A 15,912-nucleotide genomic window follows, 5' to 3' on the forward strand; every position below is an offset into this window, starting at 1 on the left:
ATTATGAGCGACTCTATAATTTTAGGTATTGAATCGTCCTGTGACGACACCTCAGCAGCTATCATCAAGGGAAATTCTATTCTTTCAAACATTGCCGCGAATCAGGCCATCCACAAAGAATATGGAGGTGTTGTTCCTGAATTAGCTTCACGGGCCCATCAGCAAAATATTATCCCCGTTGTTGAAAAATCTTTTTCTAAAGCAAATATACAACAAAATGCTATCTCTGCTATAGGATTTACACGTGGACCTGGACTTTTAGGATCTCTTCTTGTAGGAACATCATTTGCTAAGTCTTTGGCTATGAGCCTTAATGTTCCATTGATTGAAGTAAATCACCTTCAGGCACACATTTTAGCCCATTTCATCGAAGATGCAAATCCTGTGCCGCCTACCTTTCCTTTCTTATGTCTTACCGTAAGCGGAGGGCATACCATGATTGTATTGGTAAAAGACTATTTTGACATGGAAATCATCGGGAAAACCATTGATGATGCCGCCGGAGAAGCTTTTGATAAGATCGGAAAGATTTTTGATCTCGACTACCCTGCCGGACCTATTATTGACAGATTAGCCAAAGAAGGAAATCCTGACGCTTTTACATTCAATAAGCCAAAGCTGGAAAACTATGATTATTCTTTCAGCGGAATAAAAACTTCAGTATTGTATTTCATTCAGAAAGAAGTTAGAAAAAATCCGGATTTCATCAAGGAAAATTTAAGTGATCTCTGTGCTTCTGTACAAAGGACTATTATCGAAATTCTGATGAATAAACTTGAGAAAGCAGCCAAAGATCTTCATGTGAACCAAGTTGCTATTGCAGGTGGTGTTTCTGCCAATTCTGCACTAAGAAAAACAATGGAAGATAACAAAGAAAAGCTAGGCTGGGATATCTACATTCCCAAATTCGAATATACTACAGATAATGCTGCGATGATCGCCATGGTAGCGAAACTGAAATTCGAGAGAGGAGAGTTTACCGATTTGAGAACTTCAGCAACAGCAAAATATGATTTATGAAAATACTCTTAGAAGAAAAAGTACTGGGAACGCAGTCTAAAAAAAATTCAAAATATTACTGGGTATTAGAAACCATTACAGGAAAAAATGATAGCCAGGAAAATTCTTTAGATTATTTTCCATCCAATTCTGAAAAAGGATACATTCAGGATATAAAAGAAGAGATTTTAAAATCAATAAATTCTGAACATCTTTTTAGTTTTCCTTACACTCCCAAAGAAGGAGATTATTTGTCTATTAAAAATAATTTGAGAAAGCAGGAATACTTAAATCTGATTTTTATTAATAATAATTGGATTGAAGAAATATTTATGTGTTCTTATCGGGACTGTGATACAGACATCTATACAACCATCAAAACAGGAGTTGCATTTTTAACCCAGGATATATGAAATTATTTTACGGAGAAATAGCAGATCAAAAAGTGATCATCAACGATGAAGAGCAGCTGCATATCATAAAAGTTCTTCGGATGAGAGATGATGAAGATATTCATGTGACAGATGGAAAAGGAAAACTGGCTGCCGGAAAACTCTTTATAGAAGGTAAAAAAGCGGGTATTGAAGTTTCTGAGATCAAAGAAAACCTGCCGGAATTCAATCCAAAGCTTCATATTGCTATTGCTCCGACCAAAAATATTGACAGAATCGAGTTTTTTGTAGAAAAGGCTGTCGAGATGGGTATTTCTGAGATCAGTATTATCATCACTGAAAAAACGGAACGTAAGAACATCAATATTGATAAGATCAGAAAACAGGCTATTGCCGCATCCAAGCAAAGTTTGAGATTTCATTTTCCTGTGATCAATGATGCTGTAAAGCTGACAGACTTCCTAAAAAACATTGATCCGGAACATACTTTTGTGGCGCACTGTCATGAAAATCTGGAAAGAATTGATCTTAAAAATATTCCTCAACTGGAACAGCTTACTTTTTTAATAGGGCCTGAAGGTGATTTTTCTGAAAAGGAAATTGCATTTCTGGCAGAAAATAAAGTAAAAGCGGTATCTCTCGGAAATCAAAGACTGAGAACAGAAACTGCCGGAGTTTTCGTAGCAGCATGGAATTATTACAATATGATATAGATATTAAATCAAAAAAATAGTTTTCGAGCTATTGACAACAATAATAAAGGAGGCTGCTAACCTCCTTTTTTTATTTATTTCCAATCAATATTATTTTCTCTCAGATATTTTTCAAAAATCTGCTGTCCGCTTCTGATGGAATTGACCGTCCAAAGGATTTTCATTCTCAAAAGTTTCTCTTCATCCAATTTATACTCAATACCAGATTTTATAAGCTTTTGTTTCAATTCATACATACAGATGGAAGCCGCCACAGACACATTAAAACTTCTCGTAAAGCCATACATCGGAATTGCCAGTGTTTCATCAGCAAAATCCAGAATTTCCTGAGATACACCTTCCATTTCAGTTCCGAAAACCAAAGCAATAGGTTCTGTGATCTCATATTCGGGCAGCATTTTAGCATTATTTTCCAAAGAAACTACCACTATTTTGTACCCTCTGTCTTTAATATTCTGAAAGGATTCCATATTTCGGGGAAGCTTTTCAACCTCAACCCAGGTATCTGCCCCTTTTGTGACCCGAAGATTGGGTTCAAAGCTGTATTCTTCCTGCAAAGCCACTACTTTATGAAAACCACAAGCCTCCACAGAACGTACAATAGCTGCGGCATTTCTAAACTGGTAAACATCTTCTACAACCGGAAGCACAAAATCTGAACTTTCCTGGGAGAAATGTTCAATTTTCGCCAGTCTTTCTTCTGTTAAAAACTGTTTTAAATATTCAAAAGTAGGTGCTAAATCACTCATCTGCATTTAGTTATTTTTTTCAATAGCCTAATGTAACATCTACGATTATCATCCTATTATCATAAAATTTTACCGTAAGCGTTTCATTCATTTTCAAATCTTTGCAAATTAACGTAATTTTGGGCTATGAACCCTAATCGGGCTCCAATTCTTAATTAAAAATAGTACATGAAGCGAAAAGTCCTGCTCATCTATACCGGTGGAACCATCGGGATGGAAAAAGATTATGAAACCGGAAGTCTCCGTGCCTTTGATTTTGGTAATATATTTGAAAAGATGCCTGAAATGAGACTCATGGAATGTGAAGTCTTTGTTCATCCTTTCGAAACACCGCTTGATTCTTCGGATATGGGGCCTGAAGAATGGAGAGTTATCGCCAACTATATTCATAAAAATTATGATGACTACGACGGTTTCCTGATTCTTCACGGAACAGACACCATGTCTTATACAGCATCGGCATTAAGTTTCATGCTAAAAGGATTAAGAAAACCCGTGATTATGACCGGATCTCAGCTTCCCATTGGTGACCTGAGAACGGATGCCAAAGAAAACCTTCTGACCAGTCTTTATTATGCCAGCCTTTATGAAAATGATGAAGCAGTCATTCAGGAAGTTGCCATTTACTTTGAGTATAAATTATTAAGAGGGAACAGAACCCTGAAATATTCTGCTGAGTATTTTGACGCCTATTCAAGTCCGAATTATCCTATATTGGGACAGTCCGGAGTGCATTTGAATATTATCAAAGACAGCTTATTCCGTTGTGATCCTGAAGTAGAATTTCATGTTGACGAACATATTTCAGAAGATATTTTATTCTGGAGAATCTTTCCGGGTATGCATCTGAGCCATTTCAAAGAGATCCCAAAAATGAAGGTTCTTATTCTTCAGGTTTTTGGTTCCGGAACGATTTTCAGCAGTGCAAAAACGCAGGAAACACTTCAGGAAATCAGAAACAACGGAACTGAAATCGTGGTGGTAAGCCAGTGTATTTCAGGAGGTATCTCGTTCGGAAAATATGAAAACAGCAATATTTTCTCCAGAATTGGTGCCATCAGCGGAAGAGATATGACTGCGGAGACAGCGATCACCAAAGCAATGCACCTTATTGATAACCCTAGCTACTCCGGAAGCTTTGCCGATAATTTCACCAGAAGCCTTTGTGGAGAAATTACGGATTAAATTGCAAGAATAATTTGGATATTAAAGAAAATAGACTATTTTTGCAATCTCAAAAAGAGAGGTGTCCGAGTGGTTGAAGGAGCTACCCTGGAAAGGTAGTATGCGGGTAACTGTATCGAGGGTTCGAATCCCTTCCTCTCTGCAAAGAAAACTAAAGCCTGTGCTAACATTAGCACAGGCTTATTTTTTTGGTAAAACTCTTTACTTTTTTATCATTTTTTGATGGCAGATCTCTACCCATTTACAAAAGGGTTACCCGTTCTTCTTTAATAGGTATTTATACCCAACTCAATAATTGGTCATTTGTACTATACAATATCTGTTTCGTTCTTTGTTACTTTGAAATATAAAATAACCACAAAAACCAACTTAACATGACATCTACAAGTGTAAACGCAAATTCCTCAGGCAATGTGCAACTTGGAAACGGAGCACAGTTCTGGGTATATCTTTCTCCTCAAAACGAAACATCCAAGATGATTTCTACATGGAGAGTTACATTCTCACAGGGAAACTGGAGTGATTCCATTTCAAGTGAAAATCCTACCAAGCAAATTCACACCCCTAATCTTTCAGGGATCTTTGATATTAAGGTAGAATTATTAAGTGCATCTACCGGTACATGGCGCCAGATTCCGCCACAGGCCGGAAGTTATAATGAAATAGGCTGCAACTCCAATTGTGCCTCTATGGTAGGGATCGTTGCTGATAGCACAAAACCTCCTATCGGAGCGATCAATGCTCATTTTTGGACCACATGGGATGCTATGTGTAAAACAGGAAAAAACTAAACTAAAAATCACAGTCCACAGTTCCATAAATCAGATTTGCCACAGTATTTACTATTGTGGCAATTTGATGTTAAATAACAAAATTTCACCTATCCCATTTTTCACTACATTAGCTTATTAAAATATGATTTGATCAATATGTATAAACTACGGACAGCCTTCCCTTTGCTGTTATTTTTAGCTGTTTTTCTAGTTCCCCAGCTTACAAAAGCCAGTGCTTACTGGATGGAAATTCATGGATCGGGAAAATTAAAAGATCCTGTAAAAATTCAGGTCTGCTATGGCTTTATTAATGATCTTAGTGAGCGCCATCGTACTACCGGACCGGAATTTCATGAGATTAAGAATTTCAAATTTTATATTCTTAACATCAAAGGAGAAAAGTCAAAGCTTGAATTACAAATGGTGGGAGATCATTGGGAAGGAACTTTCACTCCTGATAAAGAGGGAAGCTACCGGATTTTAGGAATGAATGATCAGCTGCCTGTGCTGCTGCGTTCTAAAAACCCTCAGGAAAATGTACGTCCTATCGATTTTATGTGTGGTGATTACCATGTTGGACAGCATTCCAATATGGGATCCCCTACCCAGTTTATGGATATTATTCTTCAGGAAAAAAATGGTGTTTACACGGTTTATCCATATCGGAATATGAAACCCGTAGAAAAGGGAACTCCAATCAGAATATTCAACCCTGAAAACTGGGAAAAGAATATTTCAATTGATGAAAATAATCAAGCCGTTTTTAAACCGACTCTTCCGGGACTGTATGTAATCAGGCAAGACTGGCAAGACAATACTCCAGGAACATTCCAGGGAAACACCTATGGAAAAATACGGTATCGTAATAATTATTGCCTCTGGATCAACTGATCTTCTTTAAATCGGCAAAATAAAAATCCCGGACGTATGATCCGGGATTTTCAATGATTATCATCTTATTTAAAACTTTAAAGAAACACTTCCAAGAAAACGTGATGGAGCCTGAGGTGTCAAACGTACAGACCACGCTTTTTCATTGGTAATATTATCGAATTTCAATCCTACTCTATATTTTGGCTGATCATAGAATATGCCCAAATCAAACATTTTATAAGATGGAATAATGACTTTGGCCGTTTGTGTATTGGTTTGATAAGAAGATGATCCCATATTTCCACCACCACCTATTCCAAGGCCTTTCAATTTACCTTCAGAAATCCTGTAACTGATCCAAAAATTATACATATTAGCAGGTCCTGACAATGCAGGTCTTAAACCATTAACGGAAGGATTGGCATTGGTATATTTACTGTCATTATAAGCATATCCTGCTACAATATTCAATCCATCAAACGGATTGGCTGTAATTTCAGCTTCTATTCCTTTGCTTAGCTGTGTTCCATCTTGTATTGAATAGTTGATATCATCAGGATTGGTTCTTAAAATATTATCTACACGGATGTTATAATAGCTTAATGTTCCTACCAATCTGTGGTTGAAAATATCTGCTTTCACTCCAAATTCCAACTGATTGGCATACTCCGGTCTGAATGTATTTCCATTAATATCTACTCCGCTTACATTATTAAAACCATTCATATAATTTCCAAACAAGGAAAGTTTATTCTTTAATACTTCGTAAACAATTCCCATCTTAGGTGAAAGAGCCGTCTGCCCATAAGGTCCCGATTGGGTTCCACTATTGCTCAGTCCTCCTTTGATCTCCCCTGTTGTGATATCATATACTCCTTTAAACTGAAACCGATCTACCCTCAAACTGGCCATTACCATAAGCTGGTCGGTAATATTGAATACATCCGATACATACGCAGCATATGTATTATCACTATTATTTTCTTTTCTGAAAGCAGACGTTGTGGTAAGGGCATCAATTATATTTTGATTGACTCTAAAATCTGCTGAAGGATGAACAAAGTTGAATACTTTGGTGTTGGTATGATAACGGTCAAAATGATTTGAATTGTTATAATAATCCAATCCTACAACCATTCTGTTTCTGAAACGTCCGATATGGAAATCCCCAATAAAATTCTGCTGGATATTGGTTGCAATAAACGAAGTTGTACCAACCATCACCTGAGCACTTGCTGTAGAGTCTGTTTTCCCATTAATTGCAGAAATATACCCATTGATTGTAGATCTTGCTCGGGATAATATAGTCTGTGAGGTCCAGTTTTCAGAAACTTTATAATTCAATTGAGCAAAGATGTTCATCATCTGTGTTTCATACGCCAGATCATCACCCAGGAATTTTTTATAGTACGGAAACTTCATATCCGCAATAGACTGGGTTTTATTGCTTCCTGTATAAGGATTAAAACGAACAACGGATGTTCCCTTGGCCTGGTTAAATTCCACATCCAGAAGAAGCGACATACGATCATTGATCTGATAAGAAAAACTAGGAGCAATGGCTAAAGAATTGGTAAATCCGAGGTCCTGAAAACTCTTTTCAAACGTTCCTGCAGCGTTAAGACGGAAAAGAGCTGTTCTGTCTTTGTTTACGGGAGTATTCACATCCACTGTCAACCGGTTATAACTCCAGCTTCCTCCTACATAGCCTACTTCGCCACCAAATTTATTATAAGGTTTTTTCGTTACTCTATTGTATACACCACCATAGCTGCTGGCTACACTTTTCCCAAACAAGGTCGCCGACGGTCCTTTAATAGCTTCTATACGTTCAAGGTTCACAGGATCAATTACTGAAAATGCAGCTCCCGCTACACCGTTTCGTGCGTTGGGTTCTGTTTCGAATCCTCTTGAACGAAATGTTACTCTTCCCTGATTGGCAATCATAGGAACTCCAGCCCCTGGTACATTTTTGGAAATACTTCCAAGATCTACCGCCACCTGTTCTTGAAATAATTCTTTGGTAACCGTGTTGTAGACTTGTGGATTTTCTAAATTTTTCAACGGCAGTCTTGCTACAAATCCGCTTTCCTTTTTGGAAAACCTATTTGTATTTTTCATTATGACAACCTCCTGTATCGCCTGAATATTTTCTTTTGTCAGCTGATAGTCGAGCTTTATGTCTTCACCCGCTTTCACTTCAACAGAAAGACGGACTTCTTTGCTTCCAAGAATCTGGAATTTTAAAGTGTATGTTCCCGCGTTAAGGTTTGCAAAATGATAATTCCCATCATCATCTGTCAGGGTCTGGCGTTCTGTTTCCAACAATGAAACTGATATTGCTCTCAGAGGCTGCCCATCTACCATATTCACCTTTCCGGTTATGCCTCCCTGTAAATCCTGAGCATACAGAGTTGTAAAACTGAGCAAAGAGAATAAGAAGATTAAAAATCGTTTAAGCGATTGTATTTTGTGATGGGTTGCAATATCATTCCGTGTGGTAATTCCAGAATGAGTCATATGCCCCAATGAGGGCACACATTCATTAGATTGTATCATTTTCCAGCCTTATTTAAAATAATTATAAATAAAAGTGCAAAATAAAGAAATAGCAAATTCTCCTACAATATTAATTTGAACTATTCTAAATAAATTTTAAATCCTATTGAGCTTGTGCTTAAGTGAATGCCTGGAGATAATAAGTAAACCAAGTAGTGAGAGAGGTTCTTGCTTTAACTTATTTATAGAAGCACCGCTTTATATGAGTTGTTAACAAGTTATCAACATATTATCCACAATTTATTTTATTCCTAATTCTATCCTAAATCAGGTCTTTATTTTGTCTTGTTTTTAAACACTATTAAAAGATTTTGAATAAACATTCTATGAACAAAGCTTCTAAATTTGGCAGAATAAAGTATTCTTTCTGCGTATCGATGATATTTTTATCTATTCTATGGTTTCGCAGTCATTGTAAATCAATCATAAAGCAGTTATCTACACTATTGAGCATGAAGAAAATTTTTGCAGGTTTATTTTTATTGGGATGCATAGGAACATACATCAAGGCACAGATCAGTCCCCCGGGATTGGGAGATGCCCATAATGCATTCTGGGGTGCTTTCGGAGTGAAGCAACAGTTGGATTCTTTAGGTAAGAAACAGGCTTTAAGCTATGTTGCCATCGGAAGAAAAAGCAGTCCGGATAACCATAATTTATTTTCAAAGCAAGCTATCATTGTTTTAAATCACGAGGTTTATCATTCCTTTGCTCCTCATCAACAATACAGCTATGCGATCAGCTACCGCAGGCAGCCTCAGTATGAAAGCACGGCTCCTTATGAGAAAGAAAGTACAGAACAGGAATTCAGGATATACGGAAGATATGCCTATACTTTTGACCTTGGGCAACAATGGAAACTGAAAAATACGGTGCGACAGGAATTCAGGAAGTTTTTTGATGCAGACTTTCATAAAGTAGAGGAAGATTTTCAACTTCGAACCCGTATCAAAAGTCAATTGACTTACAATTTATCCCCTAAAAACAATCAGAAACTGGCATTGAGTGCTGAAGCTCTGTTTTCTATAAGTCATCTCAATGAACCGAATTCTGAGTGGAGTTCATTTGGATATCGTGAAATGCGTATTGCGGCTTATTATATGTTCACAATCCCCAATTCTCCTTTTACAGTAGATATAGGATATATGGATGATCTTATCAGAGGCAGCAAAAGTATTCATCATGGAGGTGTACATTACCTGGCAGCTGATGTGGTATGGAATATTCCTTATAAAAAAAGATAATCTATAAAGGACATATAGTATAACATAAACAAAATCCCAATCATCGCTGACTGGGATTTGTTTGAAAAACATAAGTTTTTCCGCAATATAATTAAGTATGAATGTTTGGTGTAAAATCTTAATTGCACAAGGTCAGAAACTGGCGGCTCATCTGTACTTTGAATTTCGCCTCTGATCTTGAACTGGCATAAATAGTATGTTTAAAAGCGTGCACATTTTTCAGCTTCTGATCTATGAATTCAGCAATCTGCACAATGGAGAAGAGAAAATCTCTATATACCGCCATATTAACCGTCTGGCCATAGTATGGAAGATAAGCCTTCAAAAAGGGAATTGCCTTCTGATGTCTATTGTAGCTGATACAAAACCCTACCCCTTCTACCGATGTGATGATAGTATAGTTATTGATATAGTCCAGAATATTTTTACTGCTATCCAGGGTATTGGCATTTTTGGAACAAAACTTATTGATTTTATCGAGAATATGCTGGGCATATTCCATCATCGAAATATTTTTAAATTCAAATACCTGATGAATCCCATTGGCTGGCGAAGTTCCGTTTTCACAATCAATACAAAAAGAAATTCCGATTTTCTCATGGTAAGGAAAAAAGCAGTCTTTAACTTCTATGGAAGCATCCTGCTTTAACCTGTCTTCTGCAAAATTGTAATAGACATAGGGGCTGTAAAGTTCAGCCAGCGCTTTCAGATAATCTGTTTCGCTGGTGTTATGATATTCTTCAAACCATTTTTCAAGGTTATCGTAATAATTACTTTCAAAGTCGTTAAAGTTTAAGTAAAATGGCAATTCCATAGCTCTGTAATTTTGATATGACAAAGCTATACTCGTAATGCGACAAAACTTGACGTAATATATTTTTTGTGGAAAGTTTTAGAGAGAGAATTAAGATGTAAGAACCAAGAGCCAAGAATCAAGATGCCAAGCAACGGTCAATTTTACTTTGTAAAATCAGTTGTCAATAGGCTACTAAATACAAATTTTAAAATAACGAATTGATGATTTATCATCACGAATCTTGAAACATCTAAAACATTATCATCCTCAAATATTACTTGTCATAATTTTTCATTATATATTCAAAATAATGAATCATTTTCAGGTAGTTTTCAATGCTGAGATATTCGTTGGTACTGTGAATGCTCTGCTGCTCTGCACTGTTGATCTTGATGGGCATAAATCGGTATACGTTTTTGCTCACAATCTCATATTTACCGGCATCTGTCCCTGCCATTGTTAGATATGGAGTGACAATCGCTCCAGGGTGAATTTCCTTCACTCCGGCTTCAATTAATTTAAAAGCCTTTGTATTGGTTGGAGAAATTGCAGAAGCTTCTCTTGTATTGTCAATTTCTTCTACCTCAACATCAAAGCCTTCAGTCGCTTTGGCAATATGATCTCTTACATCTTTCACCGAATTTCCGGGAAGCAGTCTGAAATTAACGACAAATTCCACTTCAGGAGAAAGTACATTGGTACCATCACTTCCTTTCATCATGGTGAGAGCGGTTGTTGTTCTTACTAGGGCATTGGTCGTATTGTTTTTGGTAAGCTGGGAAATCAGTACAGGCTTTAACAGCCATTGATTCGCCAGTGCCATTCTTGTCGTGAAGGGCATTTCACCTCCAATATTATTAAAAAACTCTTTAATGAGTGGAGTGATTACAGGTTTCATCTGATGATCTTCCAGACGCTGCATAATAACGGCCGCTTTTCCAATAGCGCTTTCCATAGGAGGCATAGAAGAATGTCCGCCAAGTCCTTTGACTTTTATTTTTGCGGAAAGAAATCCTTTTTCAGCACATCCCACAACAGCAACATCTGTATCTATTCCCGCTACATTTCCCTTTCTCATAATCAGTCCTCCTTCGTCATAAACGGCATCGAACTTCAGACCTTTTTTCTTAAAATAATCGGCAATCTGAATTGCTCCTTTTTGTCCGCCCACTTCTTCATCAAAACCGAAAGCCAGATAAATATCACGCTGGGGAATCTGTTTGTTTTTGATCATAGAATTCATAGATTCCATTAAGGAAAAAAGCATTCCTTTCATGTCTATCGCTCCTCTTCCATAGATCCTTCCATTGGCAACCGCTCCTGAAAAAGGGGCATATTCCCAATCTTCTGATACTTTTGCAACAGGATCCAGCGGCTTGTCATCCGGACGGAATATGTTTTCTTCATTATTTTTGATATCGGCATCTCCCGGAGGAACAACATCCATATGGGAAAGGAATAGAATGGGTTCCAGAGACGGATTGCTTCCTTTAAGTCTGAACACCAACCCATATTGGTTCACTTCAACATTTTCTGTATTCTGATAAACTAAAGGATAAGATGTTTTTAAATAGGTTTTGAACTGATCAAACGGTGCATAATTGAATTCACCCAAACTTCCGGTAGAAACAGTAGGAATTTTTATTCCGCCCGAAAATCTCATTACGGCAGAATCATTTTTCACAGGTTTCCACCCCTCACCTGCTCCGATATTATTTTTCTTAAATGGATAGGTGTAGGTTTTGATCAATACTACAGCAGCCAGAATAATAACGATTCCCAAAAGGAGTAAAAGAACTTTTTTCATAGCAGTTAAGTTTTTGTGAAGTGGTTTGATCCTATAAATATAGCAAAGTATTTGGTCTTTAACAATTCACTTTGAACTTTCATCTGTAAAATACTTTAAGAGTTTATAACGGATAAAACTATATGAACCTGTCCCCATGATGAAAATAAGATCGTCATTAGGACAAAAAATAGTATGAAGAATATTCTGCACATCATTTCCAGCGCGAGGGGAAGTCTATCCTACAGTAGGGGTCTCAGTTCGGCTATCGTTGACAAAATTTTACAACAAAACAGGAATTATCAAGTCACTGTACGGCATCTGGTGAAGGATATACCACCTTATGCAAATGAAGAGTCAATTTATGAGTTTTATAAACATCCTGGATTGTATGATGAAAAAAGTAAACTGCTTCTTTCATATGCCAATACGATTGTAGATGAAGTACGTGAGGCTGACATTATTGTCATTGGAACTCCTATGTTTAATCTGGGAATCTCAACCCCTTTGAAAGCATGGCTAGATCAGCTGATCCGGGCGGGAGTTACGTATGTTTTTGATGAACATTGGAATCGTGTGGGACAGTTTAAAGATAAAAAAGTGTATCTCGCTGTTGCTTCCGGCGGAAGAAGTGCTGAAGATGCTCCGGATTATATTTCTGCTTATCTCAAAGATGTTTTCAGAAGTTATACCGGAATTACGGATGTAGAAACGTATCGTGTAGAAGGGACTATGGAAAATGGTTTCAATCCAGATTATGCATCAGTTCTGAAAGACTTTTGATTATAGATACGACTGTTTTAAAATTTTATTTTTAACGCAAATTTTTTAATTGTGAATATTGAATAAAAGGAAGCAAAGATGGAATCAACAAGTTGATTGGATGAAGTTTTGAAATTAAAAAAATAACTTTTTTTAACGCAAAGACGCAAAGTTTTAATCCTGATATATTTTTTAAGGCGCAAGAAAATCAAAGATTTTCAGCAAGGAAATTAAGATAAAATTCTTGTGCCTTAAAAAACTTTTATTGTCATACCTATCTTGGTGGTTTATTCTGCATACAATGAACGATATTTCATTTTTCTAATTCAGGATTTCGTTCATTTGGGTTAAAATGATCGGTTTTCCGTCGGTCACTACAATGGTATGTTCGTGTTGAGCCATATACCCGCCTTTGTTTCCTACCATTGTCCAGCCATCTTTTAATTCTACAGCGATATTGGAATCGGTAGAAATAAAAGTTTCAATAGCCACGACAGAGTTTTTCTTAAAACGTCTGGAATCATAACGGTTTCTGTAGTTCAGCAATTCATCAGGCTGCTCGTGTAAGCTTCTGCCTACTCCATGCCCGGCAAGATTCTTAATGACTTTAAGACCTCTTTTCTTCGCTTCTGTTTCCATTAAATGTCCTATGTCTGCGATTTTCACTCCACCTTTTATGTTGCTGATCGCTTTTCTCAAAATATCTTTTGATGCCTCCACAAGATTTTGATGTCCATGAATATCTTTTCCAATAACAAAAGAACCTCCATTATCCGCCCAATATCCATCCAGCTCTGCAGAAACATCAATATTGATTAGATCTCCTTCTTTCAAAATCCTCTGATCTGTCGGAATACCGTGGCAGAATTCATTATCCACGCTGATACACGTCCAGCCAGGGAATCCATACGTCAGATAAGGAGCCGATTTTGCCCCGAAATCTTCTAGAATTTTAGCGCCATACTCATCAAGATCTTTTGTGGTCATACCCGGTTCAGCATAATCCATCATCTTCTTCAGAGTATAGGCAACGGCTTCACTTACTTTTTGCATTCCGATCATTTGATCTTCGTTGGTGATTGACATATTTGTTTGATTATTGTTGATTATTGTTGATTATTGTTGATTATTGTTGATTATTGTTGATTATTACAAAGTTAGGAAATTAAAATATTCCGATACGACCTGTTTTCATTACTCCGAAAATACATTTACTACCCCCTTCACCAACCCCTTCTACAAGCGGCTATAGGGACTTTTGAAACGGGCTAAAGGTGGTTCCTAAGGGGCTGGCCCACTTTGATAAGGGGTTACAGGCACTTATTGAACGGGTTAGAGACCGATGACTAAGGGTCTTTAGGCTGTTCTGAACTGGTTCTAGCCATTTGGGTAAGGGGCTGGAGAGGCTTGTTATAGTGGCTGGAGACTGTTTATAGAGTGGTTAGCGGGACTTTGATAGCCGGGTAAGAAGCTTTCTTAAAATAACAATTTAAGCCACTATAGTTACAATGATTTTCCATTAGCTGAAAGTCAAGAGACTTTGCATAACAGGTACTTTTATCAAAGCTTCCAAACTTAAAGACATTACTACACTTTAGTTCTGCTTTATATATGAAAGCAGAACACTATATTATATAAAACAAAACCCACCGCAATTGTGGTGGGTTATTTTTATCTACTCAAAGTCTCAGACTTTGCGCAGCAGGGCGCCTGCATTATTTATGGGCAAAAAAAGAGTATAAAAAACACTCCTAAAGCAATGGTTTTATTTATTGACACGAGTGAGACGCTCGCACTAGTGGGACTTTGCTCAGTGTTTTTTTATTCTATAATCTTTTTATAACAATTCTCCCCATCATGGTAGCCAAAGCAAAGTACAATATTCTTATCTTTTTTCTCAAAAAAAGTAGTATAGGTCATATCAGTATCATTCACATCTTCTGGAAAGGCAATTAAATCTTTATCAAAATTTAAATAAAAATCATTAAACTCTATTGTGTTACCTTCTAATTTGTATTTCGAATTGTAATTCAACAATTTCTTCCCTTTTATATTGTAAATTACTCTGTTATAAACCCCATCCTTGTTAATCGTTAAAGTGTCGTATGTATTCTTGTATGATATGGGTGAATATTTTCCATATATATCTTCATTACTAATATTTTGGCAAGAAAATAAAAAAGGTAATAAAATTAAACTTATACTTTTTTTCATATTTATTAAATTTAAGTTGTTCGATTTAAAATCTAGGTCTTGTTAGTATGGTGGTGTTATAGCTTGTTTAAAAACGTTCTTTAAGGTTGGGTTAATTACTTTTTTTTGAATTTCGGAATTGCTTTCAGTCCATATATAAGTCTGATATGTATTTCCAAAGCTTTTTAACTTTCCTTCGGTTCTTTCAAAATTATTTACTGGTAATCTATAAAACAATGACTCTTGTGACTTAGAATCAGTCATTAAAAAAAGTGTTTCATCTCCTAATTTATACCAAGACACATTTGATCTTCCCCACATTTGCTCATTCCAATCAAAATTTGCTGTGATGGGGTTAGCTTGAAGATAATCCATTTTAACAACTCCTTTTGAATCTTTTGAATTTAGTGCTTTCTGTCTTGCTAAAGAAGAATATGGAGACGATGGCTTATCTAGAGAAGCAAAAGGTCCATCATTAGAATCATTAAAATCACTAAATAGACTGCGAGCAGGTATCTCTATAATGCTAGATATAGCATTTTCTCTAGAAAAAGAGAGTAAAAACCACTGCAAAAGCAGTGGTTTTTACTCTTATTCACGGACACGAGCGAGACGCTCGTTACAGCGGGGAAGTTTTGTACACGGAAAGCAATTTATGCATTAACAAATTTTACTTTTATAAGTTTGTGAAAAAACACCCAAAATAAAATTGCACTTATAATAACATTATAAATCCCATTCCATAAATCCAATTGAGAAGCGAAATATGTATATAAACAATATTCAATACTTAAGATAATGATATTTATTAAAATGAAATATGGATATTTTCTTATTTTAAAGGAATAATATAAAGGAACTAAAAAAAGAATACAAACTATAACCGGA

The 15,912-nt window shown here is 36.4% G+C and carries 15 protein-coding genes and 1 tRNA gene; 9 read left to right on the plus strand and 7 right to left on the minus strand.

Annotation, left to right across the window (positions count from 1 at the left end):
* The first annotated feature begins 3 nt into the window (after positions 1 to 3).
* From tsaD to C1634_RS15140, 3 genes are read left to right on the plus strand one after another with little or no spacing between them, the layout of a single operon-like run.
* Positions 4 to 1,020, plus strand: coding sequence for a tRNA (adenosine(37)-N6)-threonylcarbamoyltransferase complex transferase subunit TsaD (gene tsaD / locus C1634_RS15130; protein ID WP_109738707.1), 1,017 nt, complete (start codon positions 4 to 6; stop codon positions 1,018 to 1,020).
* A complete protein-coding gene (locus C1634_RS15135) occupies positions 1,017 to 1,412 on the plus strand; it encodes a hypothetical protein (RefSeq protein ID WP_103231621.1) in 396 nt (131 codons plus the stop codon). Before tsaD ends, C1634_RS15135 begins: the two co-directional genes overlap by 4 nt.
* The gene (locus C1634_RS15140; RefSeq protein WP_109738708.1) at positions 1,409 to 2,104 is read left to right on the plus strand and encodes an RsmE family RNA methyltransferase; all 696 of its coding nucleotides are present in this window, start codon (positions 1,409 to 1,411) and stop codon (positions 2,102 to 2,104) included. The genes C1634_RS15135 and C1634_RS15140 overlap by 4 nt, the downstream gene beginning before the upstream one ends.
* A gap of 74 nt (positions 2,105 to 2,178) precedes the next feature.
* Here the strand turns inward: C1634_RS15140 and C1634_RS15145 are convergent, their stop codons facing one another.
* On the minus strand, positions 2,179 to 2,859 hold the full coding sequence (locus C1634_RS15145) for a TrmH family RNA methyltransferase (RefSeq protein WP_103231623.1): 681 nt from the start codon (positions 2,857 to 2,859) through the stop codon (positions 2,179 to 2,181).
* A gap of 162 nt (positions 2,860 to 3,021) precedes the next feature.
* Between C1634_RS15145 and C1634_RS15150 the strand changes: the two genes are divergently transcribed.
* The 4 genes from C1634_RS15150 (at position 3,022) to C1634_RS15165 (ending at position 5,702) form a co-directional block, all read left to right on the plus strand.
* Positions 3,022 to 4,038 carry an asparaginase gene (locus tag C1634_RS15150; RefSeq protein WP_103231624.1) on the plus strand — a complete coding sequence of 339 codons (1,017 nt, stop codon included), beginning with the start codon at positions 3,022 to 3,024 and terminating at the stop codon, positions 4,036 to 4,038.
* Between the two features lie 55 nt (positions 4,039 to 4,093).
* Positions 4,094 to 4,180 (plus strand) — tRNA-Ser (locus tag C1634_RS15155).
* A 232-nt stretch (positions 4,181 to 4,412) separates the two neighbouring features.
* The gene (locus C1634_RS15160) at positions 4,413 to 4,829 is read left to right on the plus strand and encodes a hypothetical protein (RefSeq protein WP_103231625.1); all 417 of its coding nucleotides are present in this window, start codon (positions 4,413 to 4,415) and stop codon (positions 4,827 to 4,829) included.
* A 138-nt stretch (positions 4,830 to 4,967) separates the two neighbouring features.
* Positions 4,968 to 5,702, plus strand: coding sequence for a hypothetical protein (locus tag C1634_RS15165; RefSeq protein WP_109738709.1), 735 nt, complete (start codon positions 4,968 to 4,970; stop codon positions 5,700 to 5,702).
* Positions 5,703 to 5,771: 69 nt separating this feature from the next.
* Here the strand turns inward: C1634_RS15165 and C1634_RS15170 are convergent, their stop codons facing one another.
* Complete coding sequence (locus C1634_RS15170; protein WP_103231627.1) at positions 5,772 to 8,243, minus strand: TonB-dependent receptor; 2,472 nt, start codon at positions 8,241 to 8,243, stop codon at positions 5,772 to 5,774.
* A 452-nt stretch (positions 8,244 to 8,695) separates the two neighbouring features.
* Between C1634_RS15170 and C1634_RS15175 the strand changes: the two genes are divergently transcribed.
* The gene (locus C1634_RS15175; protein ID WP_165835335.1) at positions 8,696 to 9,487 is read left to right on the plus strand and encodes a DUF2490 domain-containing protein; all 792 of its coding nucleotides are present in this window, start codon (positions 8,696 to 8,698) and stop codon (positions 9,485 to 9,487) included.
* Between the two features lie 118 nt (positions 9,488 to 9,605).
* Here the strand turns inward: C1634_RS15175 and C1634_RS15180 are convergent, their stop codons facing one another.
* A complete protein-coding gene (locus C1634_RS15180; RefSeq protein WP_103231629.1) occupies positions 9,606 to 10,301 on the minus strand; it encodes a hypothetical protein in 696 nt (231 codons plus the stop codon).
* A 256-nt stretch (positions 10,302 to 10,557) separates the two neighbouring features.
* Positions 10,558 to 12,090 (minus strand): M20/M25/M40 family metallo-hydrolase, encoded by a 1,533-nt coding sequence (locus C1634_RS15185; RefSeq protein ID WP_103231630.1) that lies wholly within the window; start codon positions 12,088 to 12,090, stop codon positions 10,558 to 10,560.
* A 174-nt stretch (positions 12,091 to 12,264) separates the two neighbouring features.
* Here C1634_RS15185 and C1634_RS15190 point away from each other — a divergent pair, with 174 nt between their 5' ends.
* Entirely contained in the window at positions 12,265 to 12,852 is a 588-nt protein-coding gene (locus tag C1634_RS15190) for an FMN-dependent NADH-azoreductase (RefSeq protein ID WP_103231631.1), read from the plus strand.
* A 300-nt stretch (positions 12,853 to 13,152) separates the two neighbouring features.
* Here C1634_RS15190 and map read toward each other — a convergent pair whose 3' ends face one another.
* From map to C1634_RS15205, 3 genes are all read right to left on the minus strand, one after another.
* Positions 13,153 to 13,917, minus strand: coding sequence for a type I methionyl aminopeptidase (gene map, locus C1634_RS15195; RefSeq protein WP_109738710.1), 765 nt, complete (start codon positions 13,915 to 13,917; stop codon positions 13,153 to 13,155).
* A 735-nt stretch (positions 13,918 to 14,652) separates the two neighbouring features.
* Entirely contained in the window at positions 14,653 to 15,045 is a 393-nt protein-coding gene (locus C1634_RS15200; RefSeq protein ID WP_103231633.1) for a hypothetical protein, read from the minus strand.
* 42 nt (positions 15,046 to 15,087) lie between these two features.
* The gene (locus C1634_RS15205; protein ID WP_109738711.1) at positions 15,088 to 15,597 is read right to left on the minus strand and encodes a hypothetical protein; all 510 of its coding nucleotides are present in this window, start codon (positions 15,595 to 15,597) and stop codon (positions 15,088 to 15,090) included.
* Positions 15,598 to 15,912 lie beyond the last annotated feature (315 nt).

Origin of the sequence: Chryseobacterium viscerum (assembly GCF_002899945.2) — a bacterium.
GTDB lineage: Bacteria > Bacteroidota > Bacteroidia > Flavobacteriales > Weeksellaceae > Chryseobacterium > Chryseobacterium viscerum.

Excerpts from the sequence above, each read along its gene's own strand:
- tsaD (WP_109738707.1), top strand. The coding sequence starts at position 4 with ATGAGCGACTCTATAATTTTAGGTATTGAATCGTCCTGTGACGACACC.
- C1634_RS15135 (WP_103231621.1), top strand. The coding sequence starts at position 1,017 with ATGAAAATACTCTTAGAAGAAAAAGTACTGGGAACGCAGTCTAAAAAA.
- C1634_RS15140 (WP_109738708.1), top strand. The coding sequence starts at position 1,409 with ATGAAATTATTTTACGGAGAAATAGCAGATCAAAAAGTGATCATCAAC.
- C1634_RS15145 (WP_103231623.1), bottom strand. The coding sequence starts at position 2,859 with ATGCAGATGAGTGATTTAGCACCTACTTTTGAATATTTAAAACAGTTT.
- C1634_RS15150 (WP_103231624.1), top strand. The coding sequence starts at position 3,022 with ATGAAGCGAAAAGTCCTGCTCATCTATACCGGTGGAACCATCGGGATG.
- C1634_RS15160 (WP_103231625.1), top strand. The coding sequence starts at position 4,413 with ATGACATCTACAAGTGTAAACGCAAATTCCTCAGGCAATGTGCAACTT.
- C1634_RS15165 (WP_109738709.1), top strand. The coding sequence starts at position 4,968 with ATGTATAAACTACGGACAGCCTTCCCTTTGCTGTTATTTTTAGCTGTT.
- C1634_RS15170 (WP_103231627.1), bottom strand. The coding sequence starts at position 8,243 with ATGATACAATCTAATGAATGTGTGCCCTCATTGGGGCATATGACTCAT.
- C1634_RS15175 (WP_165835335.1), top strand. The coding sequence starts at position 8,696 with ATGAAGAAAATTTTTGCAGGTTTATTTTTATTGGGATGCATAGGAACA.
- C1634_RS15180 (WP_103231629.1), bottom strand. The coding sequence starts at position 10,301 with ATGGAATTGCCATTTTACTTAAACTTTAACGACTTTGAAAGTAATTAT.
- C1634_RS15185 (WP_103231630.1), bottom strand. The coding sequence starts at position 12,090 with ATGAAAAAAGTTCTTTTACTCCTTTTGGGAATCGTTATTATTCTGGCT.
- C1634_RS15190 (WP_103231631.1), top strand. The coding sequence starts at position 12,265 with ATGAAGAATATTCTGCACATCATTTCCAGCGCGAGGGGAAGTCTATCC.
- map (WP_109738710.1), bottom strand. The coding sequence starts at position 13,917 with ATGTCAATCACCAACGAAGATCAAATGATCGGAATGCAAAAAGTAAGT.
- C1634_RS15200 (WP_103231633.1), bottom strand. The coding sequence starts at position 15,045 with ATGAAAAAAAGTATAAGTTTAATTTTATTACCTTTTTTATTTTCTTGC.